Here is a 25,119-nt window from a genome sequence, read left to right as displayed (position 1 = left end):
CGGCTACAGCGCCGCCGCCCCCAGCATCGTCTCCGCGATCGCCACATCGCCGATCGTCTCGAGACGCGACAGGGGACGGCGGCGCCACACTGCCAGCAGCAGGTCCTGAGCGCGGCCGCGCAGCGCGACGTCGCCCTTGCGGTGTTCCCGGGTGACCGCGACGTCGTCCGGGGCGAACACCAGATGCCATTCCGCGTGCCCGGTGTCGGTGCCGTGCAGGTGGATACTGCGGCCGTCCAGGGTCGGGAACCGTCCGGCCCGCGCCAGCCGCGGCAGGAAGACGTGTGCCCACTCGTCGACGCCGTCGGCCGCGACCGTCGCATCCAGGGCGGGCACGCTGGGCCCGCCGAGCGCCTTCATCGTGTCGGCCACGTCGATGCGATGCACCGACACCTCGTGGGTCTGGCGGCGCAGCCACCAGGCGACCGTCCCGGTGCCGGACAACGTCCGAACCGGCTGGGCGAGATCACGATTCGTGAACGCATCGACGAGATCATCGAGGTCGTCCCTGTAGGCGTCCAGGCAGTCCGGGCCGTGCGGGACGGTGTCCCCGAGCGGGATCCGCGACAGGTGCGCGTCGACCGGTGCCGCCAGCACCGTGAGCACCCACCGGTGCACCTCGGCGGTGTGCCGGACCACGTCCTCGACGGTCCAGCCCGGCACCGTCGGCACGGCCTCGGCCAGCGCCAGCGCGGGCGTCTCGGCGAGCATCTCGCCCTGCTCGCGCAGCGCGTCGAGCAGGGTCGCGGGATCGGGCATCGTGTCCGGGAGGGCGGCGCTCATCCGGACACCGTAGCGTCCAGCACGAACTGTGCGACATCGTCGGTCACTGCGCGGTGGATCTTCTCGTGCAGCAGATCGTGACCGGTGTCGGCATACTCCCGCAGGGTCACTCCGGGCAGTCCCGACGCCCACACCCGGACGCCGTCGATCGGTGCGAGCCGGTCGTCGACCCCGTGGATCGCGAACACGGGGAAGTCGGCGCGCGCGAAATCGGCCGTACCCGGCGTCTGTGCAACGGATTTCGGGGTTCCGCAGAGGACCGCACCGTGGAACGGGGCGAGCCCGCGGCGCAACAGCGTCACCGCCACCGCGGCCCCGAGCGAATGCCCCATGAGGATCAGCGGCAGCCCCGGACGGTCGGCGGCCGCGATCCCCGTCAGACGGTCGGCGTCGTCGGCGAGATCGGTGAGGGCCCCGGGCGCGCCGGGAGTGCCCTCCGACAGCCCGTGCCCGGCCTGGTCCAGCCCCCACACCTCGATACCGTGCGCGGCCGACCCGGCCGCGAACCGGTGGTAGTGGCCGGTGTGCTGGCCCATGCCGTGCAGGAACACGATCCCGGCCCGGGGATGCTCGACGGTCCAGCGGCGGTAGTGGATCTGTCCGGTGGCCCCGGCGAAGAACGGCATGGCCGACATTCTGCCGGGCCGTCCCCGGAGTCAGCCGAAGCAGTGCCCCTCACCGCGGTAGGTGGGGGCGGCGACCGCGCGGCCGGCGGCGTCCACCAGGTGCACGTCGGTGAACCGTTCGCACATCTCGCCGGCCTTCGCGTGCCGGAACCAGACCCGGTCCCCCACAGCCAGTTCAGCGGCCGCAGCACCTGTGACCGGGGTCTGCACCTCGCCGGCGCCCTCGTTGCGCAGCAACTTCAACCCGCGCGGCCACACCGGCACCGGGACACGGGGCGCCCCGGCCGGCCCGGACGCGATGTAACCGCCGCCGAACAGGGTGGTGATCCGCGGCGCCGGTCTGCGGACGGCGGGCAGCGCGAAGAACATCGCCGGACGCGGCGTGAACGCGTGGTAGCGGTCGAACAGGGTCGGCACGTACAGGCCCGATCCGGCGGTGACCTCGGTGACCACCGCGTCGGCCGAACTGACCTCGAGCGAGCCGGTGCCGCCGCTGTTGACGATCTCGAGCCGGCCCACCTCCGCGGTCACCGCGTCGACGACCGCCGTTCGGCGCGTGGACAGTTCGGCAGCCGACACCTTCTTCACCAGCCGGACCGCAAGACTCGAGTCGGGCAGGCCCGCGATCTGCGCCTCGTAGAACATCACCCCGACCACGACGAACCCCCGTTCCCGGGCGGTGCGGGCCAACCGCGCGACGGCGTCGGGAGCACGCAGCGGGGACCGTCGCACCCCCAGATGCGCCGGACCGATCCGCAGCGACGCATCCACGTCGAGGCACACCCGGGGCCGCACCCTCGCGGAGCCGACGGCGTCGCGGATCGCGTCGAGATGCGCATCGGAGTCGATCATGAGCGTGATCCGTTCCAGCAGAACAGGATCGGATCCGAGTTCGGCGAGTGCACCACGGTCGACGGTGGGATAGCCGATGAGAACGTCCTCGGCGCCGAGACGGGCCAGCCAGATCGCCTCGCGCAGCGAGAACGCCATGATGCCGCGGAAGCCGCCGGACGCGGTCAGCCCCGACCCGAGGACCTCCTCGAGGACCGCCCGGCAACGCACCGACTTGCTCGCCACCCGCACCGGTGTACCCGCGGCCCGGCGCACCAGATCCGCCGCGTTGGTCTGCAGCGTCGCGAGGTCCAGCGCAGCGAGCGGCGGGTCGAGATGTGCGGTGGCAGCGGCGATCCGGTCGACGGGTGCGGTCATGCCGACCAGTCGATCACTCTCCTGAACTATTGTCCAGATCGAATTCGGCGTCGGCCTCGGTCACACTGCTCGGCTCGGCCTCGGTCACACTGCTCGGCTCGGCCTCGGTCACACTGCTCGGCTCGGCCTCGGTCACACTGCTCGGCTCGGCCTCGGTCACACTGCTCGGCTCGGCCTCGGTCGCCTTGCTTGCCACGATCCGCACCAGATCGTCGAGTTCGGTGAGGATCGCGTCGCTGTCCCGGTCGACGAGCCACCGCAGCACGATGCCGTCGATGACGGCGAGCGCGAACCGGGCGATCGCGGCGACCGGATCGGTCCACGTACATCCCGTGCGGCGACCGGCCTCCTCGAGGAACACGGTGGCCTCGGTGTCCATGACGCGGTACTGCTCGTCGGCGACACTGCCGGCCATCGGCGCGCCGGCAGCGCGGTGCCGCAGCGCATAGGCGGTGATCTCGTACGTGAGCAACTGCCGGTCGGCGAACGCCTCGAGCAGCGACCACATCGCGGTCAGTCCGGTGTGCAGGACCTCGCGCAGATCCTGCAGACCACTGAGCTCACGGGCATCCCACACCGACGCGAACGTCACCCGCATGCCGCCGCTGAGCTGCAGGACCAGGCTCTCGGCCATCGCCGCGATCAGCGCTTCCTTGCTCTCGAAGCAGTAGTGCACGACACCGAGCGAGACACCGGCCTCCTCGGCGACCGCGCGGATCGTCACCGTCGCGATGCCACCCCGCTCGGCGATCGTGAGTGCAGCTTCGACGAGTTGGGCGCGGCGTTCTTCCGCGGGGAGTCGGTTCAGCATCCCCTGATCGTAAGTCTCGCGACCGAATTTTCGCGTTTCATTTGCCTGGACGACCGTCCAGGTGAATAGTGACCCAGGTGACAGAAGACACGTGGCGCAACTGGGCGGGGACCCACTCGTCGACACCGCGCCGATTCGCGACTCCGCGATCGGTGGCGGAACTGGGCATGCTGACAGCGGACGCGACCGAGCAGGGACTGCGCGTCAAGGCCGTGGGGGCCGGCCATTCGTTCACCGGGGTCGCCGTCACCGACGGTGTTCTCGTGAACCTGGACAACCTGTCCGGGATCGAGTCGGTGCGCGACACCCCGGAGGGGCCCGTCGCGACCGTGTGGGCGGGCACCCGGCTGCACAGCCTCAACGAGCAGCTGTGGGCCCGCGGACTCGCGATGATCAACCTCGGCGACATCGACGTGCAGTCGATCGCGGGGGCGCTGGCCACCGGCACCCACGGCACCGGCGCCCGATTCGGCGGCCTGGCGACACTGATCCGGGGCCTGCAGATCGTGCTGGCCGACGGCAGCGTCGCCGACTGCTCGGACACCGAGAACCCGGACCTCTACCAGGCCGCGAAGATCGGTCTCGGTGCGCTCGGCATCGTCACCACACTCGATCTCGCGGTGCAGCCGGCGTACGTGATGCGCGCGGTCGAGGGCCCGGCCCGGCTCGACGAGACCCTCGACGGTCTCGCGCACGACCTGGCGACGGTCGACCACTTCGAGTTCTACTGGTTCCCGCACACCGACCGGGTCCTCACCAAGCGCAACACCCGACTGCCCGGCGACACCCCGCTGCGCCCGGTGGGCCGGATCAGCGGCTACATCGACGACGAACTGCTGTCCAACACCGTGTTCGAGGGCATCAACCGGGCGTCGACCCTGTTTCCCGCGATGATCCCGCAGATCAACCAGATCTCGGCGCGGGTGCTGTCGGCGCGCGAGTTCACCGACCGCAGCTACCGCGTGTTCGCGTCGCCGCGCCGCGTGAAGTTCCGGGAGATGGAGTACGCGATCCCGCAGGCCGCGGTGACCGACACGCTCCGCGAGATCGGCGCCTGGCTGGATCGATCCGGCAGTCGAGTCGCGTTCCCCGTCGAGGTGCGGTTCGCGCCGGCCGACGACGTGTGGATGTCCACCGCACACGGCCGCGACAGCGCGTACATCGCGGTCCACCAGTACCACCGGCGGGACCACCGCGAGTACTTCGACGCGGTCGAGGCCATCGCCCGCGCCGTCGACGGGCGTCCGCACTGGGGCAAGATGCACGGCCGCACCGCCGCGGATCTGCGTCCCACGTATGCGCGTTTCGACGACTTCTGCACCGTCCGGGACAAGTACGATCCGTCGCGGACGTTCGACAACGACTACCTCCGGCAGGTCCTGGCCTGACCGGTAGCCCCGGAGGCCCCATGCCCGAGTTCCCGCTCCTCGGCCGTCGCACGTTCCTGCGGGCCGGCATGCTCGGCGGTGCGGCACTGCTCACCGGATGTGGTGCCGGACTGCGCGATCCGGGGGTGCCGCCGCTGCCCGGCGGGAACGTCGTGGCCGGGGATCCGGCGACGTGGCGGATCCAGGGAGACCCGCTCGTCGGTGCGACGGGCACCGGGGCGACCGACGGGGCGACCGTCGCGGTCACCGACCTGTTCACGATCCGCGGGCAGCGGGTCGGGGCCGGTAACCCGCGGTGGCTCGGGCAGGCCGCGGTGGAAACCGGCACCGCGGACGCCGTCGCCCGGTTGCTCGCCGCCGGTGGACGCGTGGCCGGTATCGCGCAGACCGTCGACTTCGGGTTCGGGCACACCGGCATCAACGCCGTCTACGGCACCCCGCCGAATCCGGCGGCGCCGGGCCGGATTCCCGGCGGCGCGACCTCCGGGGCGGCGACCGCCGTGGCCCGCGGCACCGCGACGGTAGGCCTCGGCCCCGGCACCACCGGTTCGGTGCAGATCCCGGCCGCCTATCAGGGCCTGTTCGGGTTCGTCCCCACCCGCGACGCGGTGTCCGCGGTCGGCATGCTGCCGCTGTCCCGGACGTTCGACACCGTCGGCTGGGTCTGCGCGGATGCCGCGACACTCGCCGCGGTCGGTGACGTGCTGTTGCCGGCGGCGCCCGCACGACCGTTCGATGCCGCGGTCGTCTCGACCGGTGTCGTCGCCGTCGCGGACGCGGTCGTCGCGCCCGCGATCGACGGCGCCCTGACCCGGTGGCGGCGGTCGGGGCTGCCGGCACTGACGGAGACGGACCTCGACATCGCGGCCCTGCCGGACTGGTACGACGCCGTCCGCGCGGTGCAGGGATACGAGGCGTGGCAGCAGTACGGCGGTTGGGTGTCGACGGCGACCGGGTCGCTCGGCGACGAGGCCCGCGCGAACTTCCTCGACGCGGCGAAGGTGTCGGAGTCGACGTACCGGCGGGGTCTCGCCGAGGTGGAGGCGGCGGCACGCGTCGTCCACGACGTCGTCGGCGACCGGGTGCTGCTCGTGCCGGCGACCGCGTCACCGGCCCCGTCGACGACCGACGATCCGGCGAATGTCCGTGTCGCCGCCCAGTTGCGGACCACCGGCCTGCTGACGTCGATCGCGGCCGTCGCCGGGCTGCCGGCCGTCACGGTTCCGGTGCGCACCGACGGGTTGCCGGTCGGGCTGTCGGTGATCGGCCCGGCCGGGCGGGACCGCGACGTGCTCGCACTTGCCGCGAAAGCTGCCGGCATCATCGGTTGAGGGCCGAATCGGTTGAGGGCCGAGCCTGTCGAGTGCCAAGGTAGGAGACGAGGGCCTCCTGGAAGTGGGAGGCACCGGCTCGAAGGACACCGTCATGAGCCGACCGTTCGACGCCCCCTGCCGGACCCGCTGCCTCGCTGCCGCACTCGCCGTGGTCGCCGCGGCGGCACTGGGCGGCTGCCGCACCGTGGCAGACCCGCCACCGGACATCGACCCGTCCACCACCCCGACCGAGACGATCGATCCGGGCAACCCCCAGCCGAGCACACCGACGACCAGTCGGTGGGGTCCGTTCGACGAGGGCCAGATCCATGGCCCCGTCCCCCCGACCGCCGTCCCGCCTGCCCCGTGACGGCGCACCGGACCGGCCTGGTCGTCGCGGGCGCCGGGGCGCGCGGCGCGTACGAGGCGGGCGCCCTGTCGGAACTCGTGCCGTGGATGGCGTCGACCGGGCCGCGGCCGAGCGTGTTCGTCGGCACCAGCGCGGGCGCCCTCAACGTCGTCGCCCTCGCCGGACTCACCCATCTCACCCCGGTCGAGGCGGTCACCCAGCTCACCGAGACGTGGTCGGCGGTGCGCCTGCACGACGTGTTCGGCCTCGCCAGCGGCATCGATACCGGCGCCCGCTACCTGGGGCAGCTGACCGGTGTCCGTACCCGACTGCCGAGCCTGCTCGACACCGAGCGCCTGCGGGGACGGCTGTCGGAGTGGCTGCCGCTCGACACACTGCACCGTAACGTCGACGACGGCCTCGTGGCCGCGGTCGCGGTGACCACCACATCCGTCGCGACGGGCGGCACCGTCGTGTTCGTCGAGAAGCACCCGTCGGTGCCGTTGCCGCCGCCCGACACCGGACGCGACATCACGTACGTCGAGACCCGGCTCACCGTCGACCACGTGCTGGCGTCGGCGGCGGTGCCACTGCTGTTCCGGCCCGTGCAGGTGCGTGAACCGGAACGCTGGACCGGCTGGTACGTCGACGGCGGCCTGCGCCTGAACGCACCGCTGAGCCCTGCGATCGCGTTCGGCTGCGACCGGCTCGGAGTGGTCGCGACCCAGCCGATGACCCGGACCGTGTCCCCGCCGCCGCGGGCCCGGGGCCGGACCCACGGCGAACCGGCCGGTGACGGCGTGCAACCCGACGTGTACGCGGTAGGGGCGCTGGCGATGCGGGTGCTGCTCGCCGACCGGATGATCGAGGATCTGCACCGACTCGCCGGCGCCCCCGACCCGGTCGACATCGTGTTCGCCGGTCCCCCGGCCGACCGGCGCGGCGACATCGCCGCGCTCGCCGACGACGCGTTCCGCACCCGCTACGGAACGTTCGGCATGGCTCGCAATCCGTCGATGTGGATGCTGTCCCGGCTGATCGGCGGGGATCCCGACGACCACGGCAACCTGCTCAGCTACCTGTTCTTCGATCCGGCGTTCACCCGGCGCGCGGCCCGACTGGGACGCCGGCACGCGCGGCACCTGCTCGGTACGAGCACCGGCGACGGATGACCCGTCACGACGACGTCCGGCCCGAGACCACGTCCGCGAGCACCGTCGCCTCGCTGATGTCGACCGCCTTCGAAGCGGTGAGCAGAGTCAGGGTGTGGTCGCGGGCGAGGTCCCGCAGATGGTCCACGGCGGCCGCATGCTCGGGTTCGGTGAGTTCGTCGAGGTAGCGGCGGGTGAACTCGTCGAACCGGCCGGGTTCGTGCCCGTACCACTTGCGCAGATCGGTCGACGGCGCGATCTTCTTGCACCACTCGTCGAGGTGGGCGCGGTCCTTGCTCATGCCGCGCGGCCAGATCCGGTCGACGAGCACCCGGGTGCCGTCGTCGGGGTCCGGATCCTCGTAGATCCGGCGTACCTGGACATGTTCCGACTTCGTCGACATCGCGTTCCCTCCCACGATCGGGGCGTGTGTTCGAGCCAACCAGTCCTCCCGGGCACCGTCAACGGCATCCCGGTGGGGTGCGCCGCGGCCCCACCGGTGCCATCCTGGACATGCATCGGCACGTCACGTGCCGCGACATGTCACGACCCGAGGAGGTGGGGACGCCATGAAGTCCGGTCACAGTCTCAGTCCCCATCCGACCGCGCCCGCGGCGCGGACGACCGAAGGGTCGCCGTCATGTCCACCACCGTCACCTTCACCGTTGCAACACCGACACTGCCGCAGCTGACCCCGACCCCGTCCCGGATGTCCGGGGCCGCCGACACGATCTCAGCGGCCGTGGCGCTCGGCAGTCTCACCGGCACCGTCGTCGGCGCCGCGGTCGGCGCCGTCGTCGGCGGGACCGGAACCGCCGTGACCGGCATCCTGCTCCCCGAATCCGTCGCCGCAGCCGTCGGCGGCGCGATGGTCGGTGCGTCGATCGGGGCGTTCGTCGGCACCGTCACCGTCGGCAGCATCGCCCTGGTCGGGGTATCCGCCCTGCTCGTACACGACGCTCTGGCGGCGTAACGTCGAGGTCATGGGCCATGTCGATCGCCCTGCCCCTGATCGACCCTCCGGTTCCACACCGGATGCCCGTGGGGCGGGCAACACCTCCGTTTCCGATCATCGTCCGAGGCTCGAGTCCGGCGACGACGTCCTCGATCCCGACACCTGGGCCGGGCGCATCCCGCACACCGGCGGGATCGCCCCCCGCCTGCGCATCGGCCGCGACAGATGGTTCAACGTCCTGTGGCTGCTGCCGATCGGATTCGTCGCGATCATCACCGCCGTCGCGATCGCCAAGGGCGTCCACAACATCCCGGCGATGCAGGACTTCATGGTGCGGCATCCGGGCACCCACGTGCCCGCCGAACTCGAGGAACACCAGGGCTTCCCGGCCTGGGTGCAGTGGCAGCACTTCTTCAACCTGTTCCTGATGACGTTCATCATCCGGTCCGGTCTGCAGATCTTCGTCGACCATCCGCGGCTGTACTTCACCCGCGACTGCACCCCCGACAAGGAGTGGCTGCGCGTCCAGCACCGGGTGCCGAAGGGTCGCGTGTGGACCGCGAAGGAGGATTCCGTCGGCCTGCCCGCCCAGGTGGGGCTGCCGGGCATCCGGCACTCGATCGGCCTGGCCCGCTGGTGGCATCTCGGCGCCGACGTGCTGTGGCTGCTCAACGGGATCGTGTTCTTCGTGCTGCTGTTCACGACCGGGCAGTGGCGGCATCTGGTGCCGTCCAGTTGGGAAGTCTTCCCGAACGCGGTGACCGTCCTGGTCCGCTACCTGTCGCTGGACTGGCCACCCGACAACGGCTGGATCGTCTACAACAGCCTGCAGCTGCTCACCTATTTCCTCACGGTGTTCGTGTTCGCGCCGCTCGCGGTGCTGTCCGGGCTGGCGATGTCGCCGGCCCTGTCGACCCGGTTCCCGTGGATCAGCAAACCCCTCAACATCCAGTTCGCGCGCTCGATCCACTTCCTGGTGATGCTGTGGTTCGTGCAGTTCATCATCATCCACGTCACGTTCGTGGTGACGACGAGCGCGCTGCGGAACCTCAACCACATGTTCGCCGGACGCGACGACGACTCGTGGATCGGGTTCGTCGTCTTCTGCGTCGCGATGACCGTGACGGTCGTCGCGTGGGTTGCCGCGACCCCGTTCACGTTCCGGCATCCACGCGTGGTGCAGCGCGTCGGATACGCGTTGATCGGGCCGTTCCAGCGGCTGTTCGAGTACGTGAACCCGAAGCCCGGCGCCTACACCGACGACGACATCTCGCCGTACCTGTGGCCCAACGGCACCACCCCCGACAGCGCCGAGTACAAGCACTTGGCGGAGACCGACTTCCGGGACTACCGGCTGCGGGTCTTCGGGCTCGTCGAGCACCCCGTCGAACTGTCCCTCGCCGACCTGCACGCGCTGTCCCACCACGAGCAGACCACGCAGCACTTCTGCATCCAGGGCTGGTCCGGGGTCGCGAAATGGGGTGGGGTGTCGATGCAGACGATCCTCGACCTCGTCCAGCCGCTACCCGAGGCGAAATGGGTGGTGTTCTACTCGCTCGCCGACGGCTCCGACGGCGGCACCTACTACGACGCCCACCCGATCGAACAGATGAGCCACCACCTGACGATGCTCGCGTACGACATGAACGACGAACCCCTCACGTTCGATCACGGGGCGCCGCTACGGCTGCGCAACGAACTCCAGCACGGCTTCAAACACGTCAAATGGGTCGGCGCGATCGAGTTCGTCCGGCACTTCTCCGAGGTCGGCGGCGGCCACGGCGGCTACAACGAGGACCACGAGTACTACGGCCACCGGCAATCCATCTGAGCGCGACCCGCCGCGGGCCACCCGACGAAAGGACCCATCGTGCTCTCTCTCTCGGAATCATCGCCTGGATCGTCATCGGCGGCCTCGCCGGCTGGATCGGCAGCAAGATCATGAAGACCGACGAGCAGATGGGCATCCTGCTCAACGTCGTCGTCGGCATCGTCGGCGGGCTCATCGGCGGCTTCATCCTCAGCGCATTCTTCGACGTCGAGAGCGGCGGCTGGACCTTCAGCTTCCTGACCTGCCTGTTCGGCGCGATCATCCTGCTGTACGTGGTCAAACTCGTGACCGGGCGGCGCTGACGCGGCTCACATCGCCAGCAGTTGCGCCTTGCGGGCCGGCGACGCGAACGACGCCTCGATCGAATTGCGGGCCAGGGTCTCCGTCTCGGCGTCGGTGAGGGCGAGCCGCTCCCGCAGCTGCGCGAAGTTCACGCCGACGTCCCCGCCGAAGTAGGCGGGGTCGTCGGAGTTGACCGTCACCTTCAGGCCGGCGTCCAGCATCGCGCGCAGCGGATGCTCCTCGAGCGACTCCACCACACACAGCCGCACGTTCGACAGCGGGCACACCGTCAGCGGGATCTCCTCGTCGACGAGCCGCTGCACGAGTTCGGGGTCCTCGAGGCAGCGCACCCCGTGGTCGACGCGTTCGACCCCGAGCAGATCGAGCGCCTGCCGGATGTAGTCGGGCGGGCCCTCCTCCCCGGCGTGCGCGACGGCGTGCAACCCCTCCGCGCGGGCGCGGGCGAACACGTCCTCGAACAGGGTCGGCGGGTTCCCGACCTCCGCCGAATCGAGCCCCACCCCGATGATCGGCGCCCGCAGCCGCAGCAGCTCGCCGAGCACCGCTTCCGCGTCGTGCACGGGCTGGTCCCGCAGGAACGACGCGATGAGACCCGTGCTCACCCCGAACTCGCGTTCGCTGACCGCGAGGACGTCGAGGATGCCGTCGAGCGCCACCTGCAGCGGCACGCCCCGGGCGGTGTGCGCCTGCGGATCGAAGAAGATCTCCGCGTGCCGCACCCCGGCGGCCGCGGCCCGGCGCAGATAGTCGCGGGTGAGGTCGGCGAAGTCGTCCGCCGTGCGCAGCACCGCCAGATTCGCGTAGTACAGGTCGAGGAACGACTGCAGATCCGTGAACTCGTAGCGGGCCTCGAGGTCGGCGAGCGAGCCGTACGGCAGGTGCATCCGGTTCCGTTCCGCGAACGCGAAGATCAGCTCCGGTCCGAGCGCCCCCTCGAGGTGCAGGTGCAGTTCCGCCAGTGGTGTCCCGGTCATCTCGTTCAGCGCTCCTTCGTCGCGCAGTTCGCCTCCAACCATCGTCGCACCGTCCGACGGTCGACCCGGCCCGTGGCACCGCGCGGCAGGGCCGGGGCACTCACGCACAGCCGCGGCGGCAACCGGTGACCGAGCGGCACGTCGAGGAAGTCGCGGACCGCGTCGAGCCGCAGATCGGTTCCAGACTCGGGGACCACCAGCACCCCCAGGTCCGGACCACGGTCGGTGTCGACACCGACCGCGACGGCCTCCGCCACCCCGGCACAGCCGAGCACCGCCTCCTCGATCTCCCGGCCGTAGACGACGCCGCGGGGGATCTCGACGGCGTCCGCGGCCCGTCCCGCCACCCGCAGTCCACCGTCCGCCCCGATCCGCACGACGTCCCCGGTGTGCAGCCAGCCGCCGGCGGTCGTGCGGGCGGTGCCGTCCGGGTCCGCCCAGTAGCCGCGCATCACGCTCGGGCCGCGGCACCACAACTCCCCCGCCCCGCCGTCGTCGTCGGCGACCACGAACTCCATGCCGCCGTGCAGCAGGTCGGTCCCGTCCCGGTGCGGCGTCACCGGCAGCACCATGCCCGCGCCACCGGTCTCGGTCATCCCCCACCCGGAGACGATCTCGGCGCCGGGAAACAGCTGCTGCAGTCGGACGATCGTCGCCACCGACAGCGGTTCGTCGTCGAGTGCGACGACCCGCACCGCCGCCGCATCCGTCGACGCGGCCGCGAGCCGCCGCGCGAGGGACGCCGTCACACTCACCCGGTCGACCATCTCCGTGGCCAGGACCCGCAGCAGCGCGTCGGGGTCCGGATCCGGCACCAGGACGACGGTGCCGCCCGACGCGAGGATCGGCAGCACCTGCGCGACGCACGCCGACGCCGCGCCCATCGGCACCAGCACCGCGTGCCGGTCGCCGCCGCGGGTGCCGCGGCTCCGGAGCACCGCCTCGATCGTCGACAGCACGTTCTCGTGACTCAACTCGACACCCTTGGGTGGGCCGGTGGTGCCGCCGGTGTAGAACAACAGCGCCGAATCCTGCGGGGCCGCACCGTCGTCGATGAACGGGGTGCCGTCCGGGAACACGGTGCCGGCGTCGAGGACGAGGATGCTGCCGCTGTCGGCGACGATGTGCCGCACCTGCTCGGATCCGTGTCCGGGATGCACGGGCACCGGCACGCCGCCGGCGAGGAGCACCCCGAGGAACGCCTGGACCCACCGCGCCCCGTTCGGCATCCGGATCGCGACCCGGTCGCCGATGGACACGCCCTGTTCGAGCAGTCCTCCGGCGATCCGGGACGCCGACGTCCACAGCTGCCCGTACGTCAGCCGGACGCCACCGGTCTCGACGACGGCCTCGCGGGACGCGTACCGGTGCGCGGCGGTGTCGAGGAGTTCGGTGAGGCACGCCGGGAGCCCGGTGAAGTGCAGCAGGCCGTCAGGCCGGCGGACGATCGACGACACAGGCCACCTCCACGCGTCGGGAATGGCCACACTATATGACTCAGATCACATTTCCGTCGCGTGAACGGCCCGCCCGAACGTGTCCGGGTCGCTGATCAGCCAACTGTGGCAGCCCGCCACCCGGTGCACGTGCGGGTCCCGCAGCGCCCGCCGCAACGACTCGAAACTCGCCCGCGGAATGAACGTGTCGCCGCGGCTCCACAGCAGGGTCGTCAGAACGCCCCGATCGGCCACGCACGCCGCCTCCGTGCGCAGGTCGGCGCTGCGCGCCAGATCCCCGATCCGCCACACCGACCCCGGCGCGCGCAGCGCGTTGCGCAACGCGTCACCGCCGATCGACGCGAGCGTGGACGCCGGGGTGCCCGAGACGATCGTGTCCACGGCGGCCGAGGTCACCCACCGCCACAACGGCCGGTGCCGGATCTCGCGGACCGTCCCGTCCGGCGACCACGAACCACCGCCGACCGAGTTGACGAGCACCAGACGCGACACCCGGTCGCCGAGCGCATGCGCCGACGCCAACCCCACCCCGCCGCCGAACGAATGACCGACGACCGTGACGGGCTCGTCCACCCCGGCCGCGTCGAGGAACTCCCCGACCCAGCGTGCGTACCCGTCGAAGCCGTCGCCCGACGGCGCCAGCGGGTCGGTACCGCCGAACCCCGGCAGTGCCGGCGCGTACACCCGGTTCCCGGATGCGGCCAGGGCCGCGATCGCACCGCCGTACGTGCGGTGGGTGAGACCGAACCCGTGCAGGAAGACCACCGGCCGGCCGGAACCGGCCACCGTGTACGCCACCGACCGGCCGTCGACCGCCGTCTCCCGTACACACGAGGGAGCGGCGGGAGCGATCGTCGGGCGCGGGTAGGCGGTGCTGCGCATCGGGGGAACCTCGTCTCGTGCGATCGGTGGGAACCGATCCAGAGTCGCGTCCTGCACCCACCCCGCACGACCGTAGAACTACCCGGTTCGGATACGTGTTCTCCCGGTGGCCGGCGCTGCGCTCACGTGGCCTGTTCGTTGCCGTGCTCGACCACCCACGCCGCGATCTGGGTCCGGGACCCGAACCCGAGTTTCGCGAGCACCCGCTCGACGTGTCCCTCGGCCGTGCGCGGCGAGATCACCAGGGTCTCGGCGATCGCCCGGTTGGTCATCCCCTGCGCGACCAGGTCCGCGACCTGCCGTTCCCTGCGGGTCAACGCGGGCGGGGCCTCCGCCGGCACCACGATCCGCAGGGGCGCGGTGGGCGCCTCCGTCTCGCTGCGGGTCAGCATCGGCGCCCCACCGAACCCGCCGGCCCGCCCGGTACCGGTCCGCCCGAGCGCGAAATCGACGGCGTCGGCGAACCGGAAGCTGCCGCCGCGCGCGAATGCCGCGTCGAACGCCCGATCCCCCAGCAGTCGTCGGCACTGCCGACGGCATTCCTCCGGATACGCGAGCATCGTCGGAATCAACACCGGGGGCACCCCCATCTCGCTGCGCAACGCGTGCGCGGCCCCCGACAGGACCGCACCCCGCTCCCCCTCCCGCGCATCGGCGGCCGCCCACGCCAACGACTCGAGGCATCCGGCACCGATGAAGGTGTCGTCCACCGACCAGCACAGCGGCACCGCATCGGCGAACAGGCCGACGGCACGCGCCCGCTCCCCCTCCCGCCACAGGGACAACCCGAGCAGATACATGGCCTGGGCCCGGAACTGGTGTTCCCCCCGCGCCCGGGTGAGGTCCAGCACCTCCTCGTGGCAGGCCCGGGCCAGCGCGATGTCCCCGACCATCCCACCGGCCAGCCCCAGCGCCTCGAGCGCCCGGATCAGCTGGTAGACGTCGGCGGCCGACCGCAGTACCGGCAGGGCCCGGCGCAGGTCGGCGAGTGCGGGTTCCAGATCGCCCCGGTACAGGCTCAGCCGTCCGGCCGCGTGCCGGGCGGCGGCCTCGAGCACGCGGTTCCCACTCGCGTCCGCCAGCTGCTGCGCCCGCTGCACGAGCGCCGTCCCCGCCGCGAAATCCTCCTGCATCGCCGCCAGCTGCGCGGCCCCGCCGAGCGCCGCCACGAGCACCGGCGGCGACTGCTCCCGGTCCTCCGCCTCCAGCACGCGGGTGAACCAGCGGCGTCCCTCGGTCAACGTTCCCCGGCAGAACCACAGCGGGAACAGTGCACGCACCATCCGCACCCCGCGTGCCCCGTCCCGCACACAGAAGTCCAGTGCGTCACGCAGGTTCGCGTCGTCCCGGGTGAGCCGGTCGATCAGCTCCACCTGGCGGGGGCCGACCCAGTTGTCGTACGAGAACTCGGCGAGCCGCAGATACCAGTCCCGGTGCCGGCGGCGGCACTCGTCGACCTCCCCCGACTCCGCGAGTTTCTCCCTGCCGTAGTCGCGCACCGTCTCGAGCATGCCGTACCGGGTCGACGCACCTGTGCCCTCGACGGTGAGGATCGACTTGTCGACCAGCGACGTCAGCAGATCGAGTGTCTCCGTGGACGCCGCCGCGTGCGCGCACACCCCCTCGACGGCGTCGATCCCGAACCCGCCCGCGAACACCGACAGCCGGTTCCACAGGCCGCGTTCGACCGGCGTGCACAGGTCGTAGCTCCAGTCGATGGACAGTCGCAGCGTCTGCTGCCGGGTCGGCGCCCCCCGGCTGCCCGCGGTGAGCAACCGGTACCGGTCGGTGAGCCGCTCGAGGATCTGCTGCGGCGACAGGACCCGGACCCGGGCCGCGGCCAACTCGATCGGCAGCGGCAGCCCGTCCAGCCGGTGGCAGATCTGCGCGATCGCGACCCGATTGTCTTCCGTGGCAGCGAACTCGGGCACCACCGCCTGCGCCCGCTCCACGAACAGGGTCACCGACTCGTACCGGGGCAGCGCCGCCAACGCCGGCGGCGCCCCCGGATCCGGCACCGGCAACGGCTCGACCCGCAGCACCGACTCGCCACCCACCCCCAGACCCTCCCGGCTGGTCGTGAGGATCTGCAGGGTCGGGCAGTCCCGCAACAGCACGTCGACGAGTTTCGCCGCCGAATCCACCAGATGCTCGCAGTTGTCGAGAACCAGCAGCGCGGTACGTCCGGCCAGATGCTCGACCAGCAGGTCCGTCGGGGAACTCGCCGCCTGCTGGTGCAGGCCCAGTGCGGACGCAACCAGGTCGGGAACCGATTCGGGGTCGTGGAGTTCCGCGAGTTCGACCAGCCACACCCCGTCCGGGAACTCCGATGCGACATCGTGCGCGACGTGCAGCGCGAGCCGGGTCTTCCCGACTCCCCCGATGCCGGTCAACGTCACCAGCCGGGACTGGACGAGTTGCCGTTTGGCGGCCGTGGATTCACGGCGGCGCCCGACGAACGTGGTCAACGACGACGGCAGGTTTCCCGTACCGCCTCGACCGCTGCTGCGTACCGCTCGCGACATGGACCGCCACTCTCCCTAGTCCCCGCGAATTCGACGGTACCCGGCCACTACCGTTGTCGGCGTGGACTCGCATCAGATCGACATCGTCCGGCTCGCGTGGGCGCGGGAACTCGGCCTCCCCGATCGGGCGTTCGATACCACCGGGGTCCGGCACGTCCGGGTCGACGACACCGCGGACCGGATCCGGTTCGTGTCGATCGCCGGGGCCGCCGCCCTCGTCGGGCCGGACTGGGCGATCGAACGCGCCCACGCACTCACCGACGACGACCTCGCCGCACCGGGCGGTCTGCTCGCCCTCGCCAAGGACCGGTCGGGGCGCGGATCGGGACCCGTCACTCTGGCCTGGGCCGCCGATTTCGGAGCGGAGACCGCAATCGCCGATCCCCTGATCTCCCACGACCCCGAGCATGCGCGGGTCCTCGAATCGGCATGCCCACCCGACGACGTCGCCGAGGCCGCCCGCACCGGCCGGACCGCGTGGTTCACCGTCCTCGACGCGGAGCACCGACCCGTCGCCTCCGCCGGATACGCCGAGTGGCAGGGCATCGTCGCCGACATGGGGGTGCTGACCGACCCTGCGGCCCGGCGCCGCGGATACGGCGCGACCGCCGGACTTCTCGCGACGAACGACGCCCTCAACACCGGTCTGGTCCCGCAGTGGCGAGCACATCTCGACAACGTCGCGGCTCGCCGGCTGGCGGCTCGACTCGGTTACGAGGAACTGGGAACGGCCGTCTCGATCACGGTGCCGCGCAGTACCGTGTGAGAGGCGTCTGCAACCGGAGTCGATCCGCCGAGGAGCTGATCCGATGAGCGACAACGATGCGGAATTCACCCGCGACATGCACTACCTCACCACCCGGGTCACCGAGGACGGCCGCGACGGCTACCCGGTCGAACCCGGCAGGTACCGGCTGGTCGTCGCGCGGGCCTGCCCGTGGGCGAACCGTGCGATCATCGTCCGCCGCCTTCTCGGACTGGAAGACGTTCTGTCCATGGGGATCTGCGGCCCCACCCACGACGAGCGCAGTTGGACGTTCGACCTCGACCCCGGCGGCGTCGACCCGGTCCTGCAGATCCCCCGGCTGCAGGACGCCTACTTCGCGCGGGATCCGGACTATCCGCGTGGGATCACGGTGCCCGCGATCGTCGACGTCCCGACCGGGCAGGTCGTCACCAACGACTTCGCGCAGATCACTCTCGACCTGTCGACGCAGTGGCGGCAGTTCCACCGTGAGGGTGCCCCGGACCTGTATCCGGTGGATCGACGCGACGAGATCGACGAGGTCGCCGAGTTCGTGTTCCGCGACGTCAACAACGGCGTCTACCGGTGCGGGTTCGCCGGCTCGCAGGACGCGTACGACGAGGCGTACGACCGGCTGTTCGCCGGCCTCGACCGGCTCACCGACCGACTCTCGACGCAACGATTCCTGGTGGGCGACACCATTACCGAGGCCGATGTGCGGCTGTTCACCACCCTCGTCCGGTTCGACGCCGTCTACCACGGCCACTTCAAGTGCAACCGCAGCAAGCTGTCCGAGATGCCGGTGCTGTGGAACTACGCGCGGGACCTGTTCCAGACCCCCGGGTTCGGCGACACGATCGACTTCGACCACATCAAACGTCACTACTACATGGTGCACACGACCATCGATCCGACGCGGATCGTCCCGAAGGGTCCGGACCTGTCGCACTGGCTCGAACCGCACAACCGGGAGGCCCTCGGCGGCCGGCCGTTCGGCGACGGCACCCCACCGCATCCACCGCGCCCCGACGAGGTCGTGCCCGCCGACCACTGGGCCGCCACCACGCGTACCTGAACCCGGCCCGCCGACGTGCCTATAGTCGGTGGTCCGGAATGTGGAGATCGAGGGACAGCGAGACGAGGACCGCAGATGGCCGAACAGTTGGGGCGGATCGAGTCGACCGTCGCCGCCGTCCTCGACAACGCGAGCCGGTTGCAGGCGCCGGCCGTCGCCGCGTACGTCGCCCGGGTCCGCCGCGCCCACCCCGACGAGACGCCCGCGCAGATCGTCGAGCGCATGGAGAAGATGTTCCTCACCGCCGTGACCGGCAGCGGCAGCGCGGTCGGTGCCGCCGCCGCCGTCCCCGCGGTGGGCACCGTCGCGTCGATCGCCGCGGTCGGCGCCGAGACGGCGTTCTTCCTGGAAGCGTCGGCGCTGCTCACCCTCGCGATCGCCGCCGTCCACGGCATCTCGCCGCACGACCATCGGCAGCGCCGCGCCCTGGTGCTGTCCGTCGCGCTCGGCGAATCCGGGATGGAGATCGTGGAACGGGCCACCGGGCTGACCGCCACCAACTGGGCGCGGCTCGTCACCGGACGGATCCCGCCGCAGACCATGAAGGCGATGAACTCGTCCCTCGTCCGCAAGTTCGTCACCAAGTACGCCGCCAAACGCAGCGCCCTCATCCTCGGCAAACTGCTGCCCGCCGGGGTCGGTGCCGTCATCGGCGGCGCCGGAAACCGTGCGATCGGCCGCGGTGTCGTCGACAATGCCCGGGACGCCTTCGGCCCGACACCGCGGGTCTGGCCCGACCACCTCGACCGGCCCGACGGGCGACCGGGACTGTACGTCGTGCCGCCCCCGGACGCCCGCCGCGACCTGGGATCCTGACCGGGGATTCCACGAGCATCCTCCGGGAGGACACCGTGCGCACCGCGAGCACCGACCGACCCCACGTCGTCACCGCCGGGTCCGGCGACCGGACCGTCGTGCTGCTGCACGGCTACTCCGACCACGGCGGCACCTGGCAGAAAGTGCTGCCCACGCTCGCCGAGCAGTACACGGTGCTCGTCGTCGACCTCCCCGGATTCGGGCACAGCTCCGGCACGTGGCGGGAACCGCTCATCGACAGTTACGTCGAGGCCCTCTCCGGCCTGGTCGACGACCGCACCGGCCCCGACGCCCCCGTCAGCGTGATCGGCAACTCGCTCGGCGCCGTCACCGCACTGGCATGGGCGTCGGCCCGACCCGACCAGGTCGCCGACGTCGTCCTGTCCGACATGCCCGGTGTCGCGCCGATTCCACGGACGTGGACGCGAGGCGTCCAGTTCCGGGTCGAACGGCTCACCCAGTTGCTGTCCGCCCCCGTCCCCGACCGTGTCGTCCAGCAGATGGTCGGCGCGCTGTACGCGACAGCGGCACTACGGCACCCGCTGCGTGCCGACGCGAGCGTCCGCGCCGGCTACACCCGGCACTACGCGACACACCGTCAGGTCGCGGATCTGCTGGCCCTCGGCCGGGTCGTGATCCGAGAGATCGCCGCCCTGCCGATCCCGCAGATGATCGACGACCTCGCGATGCCGGTGCTGCTGCTGTGGGGTGCGAACGACCTGCTCACCCCGGCCCGCGCCGCCCGGCGCATCACCGTCACCGCCGACCGGCGGGTGGCCGTCATCCCGGACTGCGGGCACTGCCCGCAGCTGGACTGTCCGAGCGAGTTCCTCGCCGAGATACTGCCGTTCCTGGCCCGGGGGGACGATCGGATCCGTCGGTACAGTTGACGGCATGCCGGGGGCGCGTCGCACGTCGATCACACGATTCGCGGCCCTGTGCGCGCTCGTGTTCGGTGTCCTCGCGATGCACCACGTGACGACGACGCCGCTCGACCCGGTCCCCCGACACGACACGACGCATGTGTCGGTGTCGGTGCAGGACTCCCCCGCCCCCGCCGACGGCACTCCCGCCCCCGATCACGGACGCGACCACGCCGGCTTCCACCTGTGCCTGGCGGTCCTGCTCGCGGCGGCACTGGCCCTCGGGGTGTGGCTGCTGCTGCGCACCGCCCGCACCCCCCGCTCCCGGCCGCGGGGTCCGTCCGACCCGGCTGCCGGTGCCGGACGCGCACCCCCGTTCGCGCCCACCACCTCGACGATGCTGTCGACTCTGTGCATCCTGCGGGTGTGACAGGGCCACTGCGGCGCGGCACATCGCCGTTCCGGCCGCAGTCCGGCCCCACACGTTTCACGACCCACGGAGTACAACCATGAACACCACCCGCATCCTCGTCGGCATCGGCGCGGCCGCCGCCACCGTCACCCTCGTCGCCGGCTGCTCGAGCAGCGGCTCCGGCGACACCACGGCCACGAGCACCACGGCCACCACCACCGTCACCGCACCCGCCCAGGCCGGCGCCCACAACGACGCCGACGTCGCGTACGTGCAGATGATGATCCCGCACCACCAGCAGGCCGTGGAGATGGCCGAGATGGTGCCGTCCCGCAGCAGCAATCCCGATCTGATCGCGCTCGCCACGCAGATCGAGCAGGCGCAGGGCCCCGAGATCGGGCAGATGCAGGGCTGGCTGACCGCGTGGGGCGTGGCCGATCCGTCGCATGCCGGTATGGATCACGGCGGCACGGATCACGGCGGCATGATGACCGCCGGGCAGATGCAGGCCCTCGACACCGCGACCGGACCCGAGTTCGACCGCATGTGGCTCGAGATGATGATCGAGCACCACGACGGTGCCGTCGACAGCTCGGACGACGTCCTGCAGACCGGGGAGAGCGAGCAGGTGCGGGCTCTGGCGCAGCAGATTGTGGCGAGCCAGCAGACCGAGATCACGCAGATGCAGAGCATGCTGGACAACTAGTTCCGGTCGTCGCGCGTCCGCTGCCCATCGGTGGTGGGCGCGCGGCAGGTCCTGTCGGTCCGCCGGACTACGGTTGACCGCGATGGCTACTCAGGACACACAGACGGTGGCCGACGGCTCCCGCGGCTGGATCGGACGACTCGCGGCACAGTGCTGGCACCACCGGCGGACCGCGGTCGGCGCGCTCACGGTCACGGTGGTCGCCGCCGTCATCGACATCACGTTCCCGCTGCTGACGAAGGTGGCGCTCGACGCCGCCGCGGCCGGTGAGGCCACCGCGACCCGCGTCATCGGCGGAATCGCGGTGCTGATCGCGCTCCTGGCGTGTGTCCGCTTCGCCTGCCAGTACGGGCGGCGGATGCTCGCCGGACGACTGTCGCTGGACGTCCAGCACGATCTGCGGCTCGGCCTGCTCGGCTCGCTGCAACGTCTCGACGGCCGCGGCCAGGACCAGATCCGTACCGGGCAGGTGGTGTCCCGTTCGATCACCGACCTGCAACTCGTGCAGGGGCTGCTGGCGATGGTGCCGATGTCGGCGGGGGTGGTCCTGCAGTTCGTCCTCGCGCTGGTGATCATGGCATGGCTGTCGCCGCTGCTCACCGTGGTCGCGCTCGTCACCGTCCCGTTGGTCGCGCTCGTGGTGTATCTGGTGCGGCCGCAACTGTTCGCGGCGACGTGGTCGGCGCAGCAGCGGGCCGCGGATCTCGCGCAGCACGTCGAGGAGACCGTCACCGGGGTCCGGGTCGTCAAGGGGTTCGGGCAGGAGTCCCGGTCCGTCGACCAGCTCGAGGGCCTCGGCCGCACCCTGTACGCGCAGCGGTTGCGGGCCGCCCGGATCAACGCCCGCTTCGCCCCGTCGATGGCGGCGATCCCGCAACTCGGGCTCGTCGGGGTGATCGCGCTCGGCGGCTACCTGGCGTTGCACGGCACCATCACCGTCGGCACGTTCCTCGCGTTCGCCACCTACGTCGCCACGATGACGGCCGCGACCCGAACCCTGTCGCAGGTCGTGATCATGGCGCAGCTGTCGCGGGCCGCCGTCGAACGCGTCTACGAGGTGATCGACACCGAACCGGACGTGTCCGATCCGCCGCATCCGGTCGACCTGCCGGACGGCCCGCTCGGGGTGCACCTCGACGCCGTCGGTTTCGGGTTCGCCGCGGACCGGGCGGTGCTGGACGGCCTCGACCTCACCGTCGCGCCCGGCGAATCGGTCGCGGTCGTCGGGCCGGCCGGATCCGGTAAGACCGCGCTGTCGCTGCTGCTGCCCCGCTTCTACGCCCCCGACTCCGGAACGGTGTCCCTCACGTCCGACGGCCGCGGCTACGACGTCGCCGACCTGCGCGCCGAACAGCTGCGGGAGGCCGTCGGCCTGGTGTTCGACGAGCCGTTCCTGTTCTCCGACACGATCGCCGCGAACATCGCCCTCGGCCGGCCCGACGCCACCGACGACGAGATCCGGGCCGCCGCTCGCCTCGCGCAGGCCGACGATTTCATCGAGGCCCTGTCCGACGGCTACGACACCGTCGTCGGGGAACGCGGACTGACCCTGTCCGGCGGGCAGCGGCAGCGGGTCGCGCTGGCCCGGGCGCTGCTCGTGGATCCGCGGGTGCTGATCCTCGACGACGCGACGTCCGCGGTGGACGCCGAAACCGAGGCCGCGATCTTCGACGCCGTCCGGGCCGGGCGTCGCCGCACCACCCTGATCCTGGCGCACCGCCGTTCGACCCTCACCCTCGCCGACCGGGTCGCGGTCCTCGACGGCGGCCGCATCGTCGATATCGGCACCGTCGACGAACTCGATGCCCGCTGCGCCCTGTTCCGCACGCTGCTGGCCGCACCCGACACCGACGGGGACGACGGGTCCGCCGCCGCGACCTCCGCGCCGGCGACCGAGCCGACCACGGCACAGTTGTGGCCGGACGTCACCACCACCGACGGTGACCGGGCCGGGACCGGCACCGACCCGGGCCGCCCCGGCGGCGGCCACGGCGGCCCGATGGGCGGCGCGCTCGGCGGTGTCGCGGTCACCCCGGAACTGCGGCGGGCCGTCGAGAAACTCCCGCCGGCGACCGAGGACCCGCGCACCGACACCGCCCGGATGCGCCGCGACGACCCCGAGTTCCGGCTCGGGCGGCTGCTGCACCCGGTGCGGTGGCTGCTCGCCGCTGTCGTGGCGTGCCTGGCACTGGATTCGCTGATCGGCATCACGTTCCCGTCGATCGTCCGGTTCGCGATCGACCGGGGTGTGGTCCCCGGCGACTACGGCCCGCTGTGGGCGGCCGCGGCCGTCGGCACCGTCCTCGCGGCCGTCGCCTGGTTCGTCGTCGCGGCGCTCACCGTGATCACCGCCCGCGCCGGTGAACGTGTCCTGTTCGGGCTGCGGGTCCGCAGCTACGCGCACCTGCAACGACTCGGACTCGACTACTACGAGCGGGAACTGTCCGGCCGGATCATGACCCGGATGACCACGGATGTCGACGCGCTGTCGTCGTTCCTGCAGACCGGCCTGTCCACCGCGATCGTCGCGCTGCTCACGCTCGCCGGGATCGCAGTGGCACTGCTCGTCACCGATGCCGCGCTCGCGCTCGTCGCGCTGGCCGCGCTGGTGCCGCTCACCGTCGCCACGCTCGTGTTCCGGCGGGTGTCCAGCAGCGCGTACAGCGTCTCGCGGGAACGGATCTCGCTGGTCAACGCCGAATTCCAGGAGAACGTCGCCGGCCTGCGGGCCGCGCAGGCGTACCGCCGGGAGGAGTTCGCGGCGCAACGGTTCGCCGAACGGGCCGACGGCTACCGGCGCAGCCGCATGCGGTCGCAGCGCGCGATCTCGGTGTACTTCCCGTTCATCACGTTCCTGTCCGATCTGGCGTTGGCGGCGGTCGTGTTCGCCGGCGCGCAACGGGTCGCCGACGGCGCCACCACCGCCGGTACCCTCGTTGCGTTCGTGCTGTACCTGGGTCTGCTGTTCGGTCCCGTCCAGCAGTTGTCGCAGGTGTTCGACGGGTACCAGCAGGCCGATGTCGGACTGCGCCGGATCGGCGAGTTGCTCGCGACCCCGAGTTCCATCGAGGCCGCCGAACCGGGGGACACCGCCCCGCTCGACGGGCGGCTGCGCGGCGACGTCCGGTTCGACGACGTGACGTTCCGCTACCAGGGCGCCGACTCCGACGCCCTCACCGGCATCGACCTGTATATTCCCCCGGGGGCGACGGTCGCGCTCGTGGGCCGCACCGGTGCCGGCAAATCGACCGTCGTCAAGCTGCTGGCCCGGTTCTACGACCCGACGTCCGGCGCGGTCCGCGTCGACGCCGAGGATCTGCGCCGCTACCCGCTGCACGCCTATCGTGGCCGGCTCGGTGTAGTCCCGCAGGAGGCGCACCTGTTCACCGGGACCGTCGCGTCCAACATCGCGTACGGGCGTCCGGACGCGAGCCGCACCGAGATCGAGGACGCGGCCCGCGCGGTCGGCGCCCTCCCCACTGTCGCCGCGCTCGACGGCGGCATGAACCACCCGATCGGGGAACGCGGGCAGGGTCTGTCGGCCGGACAGCGTCAGCTGATCGCTCTCGCCCGCGCGGAACTGGTCGATCCGGACCTGCTGCTGCTCGACGAGGCGACCGCCACACTCGACCCCGCCACGGAACGACTGGTCCTCGAATCGAACCGTCTGGTCACTCGGAAACGCACGTCCGTGGTGGTCGCGCACCGGTTGGCGACCGCCGCCCGCGCCGATCTCGTGGTGGTCGTCGACGACGGCCGGATCGTCGAAACCGGTGCGCCCGACGCACTTCGACGAACCGGCGGACACTACGCCAGGCTCTGTGATGCATCCGCGCGCGAAGACGGGAATAATTCGTCGGCGAGAACGGTCACCGATGGTGATCCCATCGCAACAATGTGAGACTGCTGACACGCGGCGGACCGGATGGCCGTGCCCGGCGCGTG

At 71.4% G+C, this 25,119-nt stretch carries 22 protein-coding genes and 1 pseudogene; 14 read left to right on the top strand and 9 right to left on the bottom strand.

Translation table 11 applies throughout. The annotated features are described in order from the left end of the window. Nucleotides 1–3: 3 nt before the first annotated feature. From E0497_RS13645 to E0497_RS13630, 4 genes and pseudogenes are all read right to left on the bottom strand, one after another. On the bottom strand, nt 4–783 hold the full coding sequence (locus E0497_RS13645; RefSeq protein WP_241665872.1) for a maleylpyruvate isomerase N-terminal domain-containing protein: 780 nt from the start codon (nt 781–783) through the stop codon (nt 4–6). Beyond that, nucleotides 780–1,409 carry an alpha/beta hydrolase gene (locus tag E0497_RS13640; RefSeq protein WP_137725345.1) on the bottom strand — a complete coding sequence of 210 codons (630 nt, stop codon included), beginning with the start codon at nt 1,407–1,409 and terminating at the stop codon, nt 780–782. The genes E0497_RS13645 and E0497_RS13640 overlap by 4 nt, the downstream gene beginning before the upstream one ends. 30 nt (nt 1,410–1,439) lie before the next feature. Next, nucleotides 1,440–2,618 carry an amino acid deaminase/aldolase gene (locus tag E0497_RS13635; protein ID WP_137725344.1) on the bottom strand — a complete coding sequence of 393 codons (1,179 nt, stop codon included), beginning with the start codon at nt 2,616–2,618 and terminating at the stop codon, nt 1,440–1,442. Between the two features lie 175 nt (nt 2,619–2,793). Continuing rightward, nucleotides 2,794–3,429, bottom strand: a pseudogene (locus E0497_RS13630) (TetR/AcrR family transcriptional regulator); the annotation flags it as partial. Nucleotides 3,430–3,506: 77 nt separating this feature from the next. On the opposite strand from E0497_RS13630, the gene E0497_RS13625 reads away from it, so the two are divergent. From E0497_RS13625 to E0497_RS13610, 4 genes are all read left to right on the top strand, one after another. Beyond that, nucleotides 3,507–4,817, top strand: coding sequence for a D-arabinono-1,4-lactone oxidase (locus E0497_RS13625; RefSeq protein WP_137725343.1), 1,311 nt, complete (start codon nt 3,507–3,509; stop codon nt 4,815–4,817). 20 nt (nt 4,818–4,837) lie between these two features. Continuing rightward, nucleotides 4,838–6,148, top strand: a complete 1,311-nt coding sequence (locus tag E0497_RS13620; RefSeq protein ID WP_137725342.1) for an amidase family protein — start codon at nt 4,838–4,840, stop codon at nt 6,146–6,148. A gap of 94 nt (nt 6,149–6,242) precedes the next feature. Next, nucleotides 6,243–6,500 carry a hypothetical protein gene (locus E0497_RS13615; protein ID WP_137725341.1) on the top strand — a complete coding sequence of 86 codons (258 nt, stop codon included), beginning with the start codon at nt 6,243–6,245 and terminating at the stop codon, nt 6,498–6,500. Continuing rightward, nucleotides 6,497–7,651 carry a patatin-like phospholipase family protein gene (locus E0497_RS13610; RefSeq protein WP_137725340.1) on the top strand — a complete coding sequence of 385 codons (1,155 nt, stop codon included), beginning with the start codon at nt 6,497–6,499 and terminating at the stop codon, nt 7,649–7,651. Before E0497_RS13615 ends, E0497_RS13610 begins: the two co-directional genes overlap by 4 nt. 4 nt (nt 7,652–7,655) lie before the next feature. Here the strand turns inward: E0497_RS13610 and E0497_RS13605 are convergent, their stop codons facing one another. Continuing rightward, a complete protein-coding gene (locus E0497_RS13605; protein WP_137725339.1) occupies nt 7,656–8,033 on the bottom strand; it encodes a DUF488 domain-containing protein in 378 nt (125 codons plus the stop codon). Between the two features lie 237 nt (nt 8,034–8,270). Here E0497_RS13605 and E0497_RS13600 point away from each other — a divergent pair, with 237 nt between their 5' ends. The 3 genes from E0497_RS13600 to E0497_RS13590 are packed head-to-tail and all read left to right on the top strand — an operon-like array spanning nt 8,271 to nt 10,718. Next, complete coding sequence (locus E0497_RS13600; RefSeq protein WP_137725338.1) at nt 8,271–8,603, top strand: hypothetical protein; 333 nt, start codon at nt 8,271–8,273, stop codon at nt 8,601–8,603. 10 nt (nt 8,604–8,613) lie between these two features. Further along, a complete protein-coding gene (locus tag E0497_RS13595; RefSeq protein WP_137725337.1) occupies nt 8,614–10,416 on the top strand; it encodes a molybdopterin-dependent oxidoreductase in 1,803 nt (600 codons plus the stop codon). Then, a complete protein-coding gene (locus E0497_RS13590) occupies nt 10,413–10,718 on the top strand; it encodes a GlsB/YeaQ/YmgE family stress response membrane protein (RefSeq protein ID WP_241665876.1) in 306 nt (101 codons plus the stop codon). The genes E0497_RS13595 and E0497_RS13590 overlap by 4 nt, the downstream gene beginning before the upstream one ends. Nucleotides 10,719–10,724: 6 nt before the next feature. On the opposite strand, the gene E0497_RS13585 is transcribed toward E0497_RS13590, so the two are convergent. The 4 genes from E0497_RS13585 to E0497_RS13570 form a co-directional block, all read right to left on the bottom strand. Then, on the bottom strand, nt 10,725–11,693 hold the full coding sequence (locus E0497_RS13585) for an adenosine deaminase (protein WP_137725335.1): 969 nt from the start codon (nt 11,691–11,693) through the stop codon (nt 10,725–10,727). A 5-nt stretch (nt 11,694–11,698) separates the two neighbouring features. Next, a complete protein-coding gene (locus E0497_RS13580) occupies nt 11,699–13,150 on the bottom strand; it encodes a class I adenylate-forming enzyme family protein (RefSeq protein ID WP_241665870.1) in 1,452 nt (483 codons plus the stop codon). A 45-nt stretch (nt 13,151–13,195) separates the two neighbouring features. Beyond that, nucleotides 13,196–14,032 carry an alpha/beta fold hydrolase gene (locus tag E0497_RS13575; protein ID WP_137725333.1) on the bottom strand — a complete coding sequence of 279 codons (837 nt, stop codon included), beginning with the start codon at nt 14,030–14,032 and terminating at the stop codon, nt 13,196–13,198. A 122-nt stretch (nt 14,033–14,154) separates the two neighbouring features. Further along, nucleotides 14,155–16,557, bottom strand: a complete 2,403-nt coding sequence (locus tag E0497_RS13570; protein WP_137725332.1) for an ATP-binding protein — start codon at nt 16,555–16,557, stop codon at nt 14,155–14,157. Nucleotides 16,558–16,618: 61 nt separating this feature from the next. Between E0497_RS13570 and E0497_RS13565 the strand changes: the two genes are divergently transcribed. The 7 genes from E0497_RS13565 (at nt 16,619) to E0497_RS13535 (ending at nt 25,075) form a co-directional block, all read left to right on the top strand. Next, a complete protein-coding gene (locus tag E0497_RS13565) occupies nt 16,619–17,323 on the top strand; it encodes a GNAT family N-acetyltransferase (protein ID WP_137725331.1) in 705 nt (234 codons plus the stop codon). 43 nt (nt 17,324–17,366) lie between these two features. Next, nucleotides 17,367–18,377 (top strand): glutathione S-transferase family protein, encoded by a 1,011-nt coding sequence (locus tag E0497_RS13560; RefSeq protein ID WP_137725330.1) that lies wholly within the window; start codon nt 17,367–17,369, stop codon nt 18,375–18,377. Nucleotides 18,378–18,452: 75 nt separating this feature from the next. Continuing rightward, entirely contained in the window at nt 18,453–19,193 is a 741-nt protein-coding gene (locus E0497_RS13555; protein WP_137725329.1) for a hypothetical protein, read from the top strand. Nucleotides 19,194–19,228: 35 nt separating this feature from the next. Continuing rightward, entirely contained in the window at nt 19,229–20,083 is an 855-nt protein-coding gene (locus tag E0497_RS13550; protein ID WP_137725328.1) for an alpha/beta fold hydrolase, read from the top strand. A gap of 4 nt (nt 20,084–20,087) precedes the next feature. Beyond that, nucleotides 20,088–20,486 (top strand): DUF6153 family protein, encoded by a 399-nt coding sequence (locus E0497_RS13545; RefSeq protein ID WP_137725327.1) that lies wholly within the window; start codon nt 20,088–20,090, stop codon nt 20,484–20,486. Nucleotides 20,487–20,565: 79 nt separating this feature from the next. Continuing rightward, nucleotides 20,566–21,174 carry a DUF305 domain-containing protein gene (locus E0497_RS13540; protein ID WP_137725326.1) on the top strand — a complete coding sequence of 203 codons (609 nt, stop codon included), beginning with the start codon at nt 20,566–20,568 and terminating at the stop codon, nt 21,172–21,174. 82 nt (nt 21,175–21,256) lie between these two features. Next, nucleotides 21,257–25,075, top strand: a complete 3,819-nt coding sequence (locus tag E0497_RS13535; protein ID WP_137725325.1) for an ABC transporter ATP-binding protein — start codon at nt 21,257–21,259, stop codon at nt 25,073–25,075. Nucleotides 25,076–25,119: the final 44 nt, after the last annotated feature.

Origin of the sequence: Prescottella subtropica, assembly GCF_005434945.1 — a bacterium.
GTDB classification, from domain to species: Bacteria; Actinomycetota; Actinomycetes; order Mycobacteriales; family Mycobacteriaceae; genus Prescottella; species Prescottella subtropica.
This window is presented reverse-complemented; position numbering and strand designations above follow the sequence as displayed.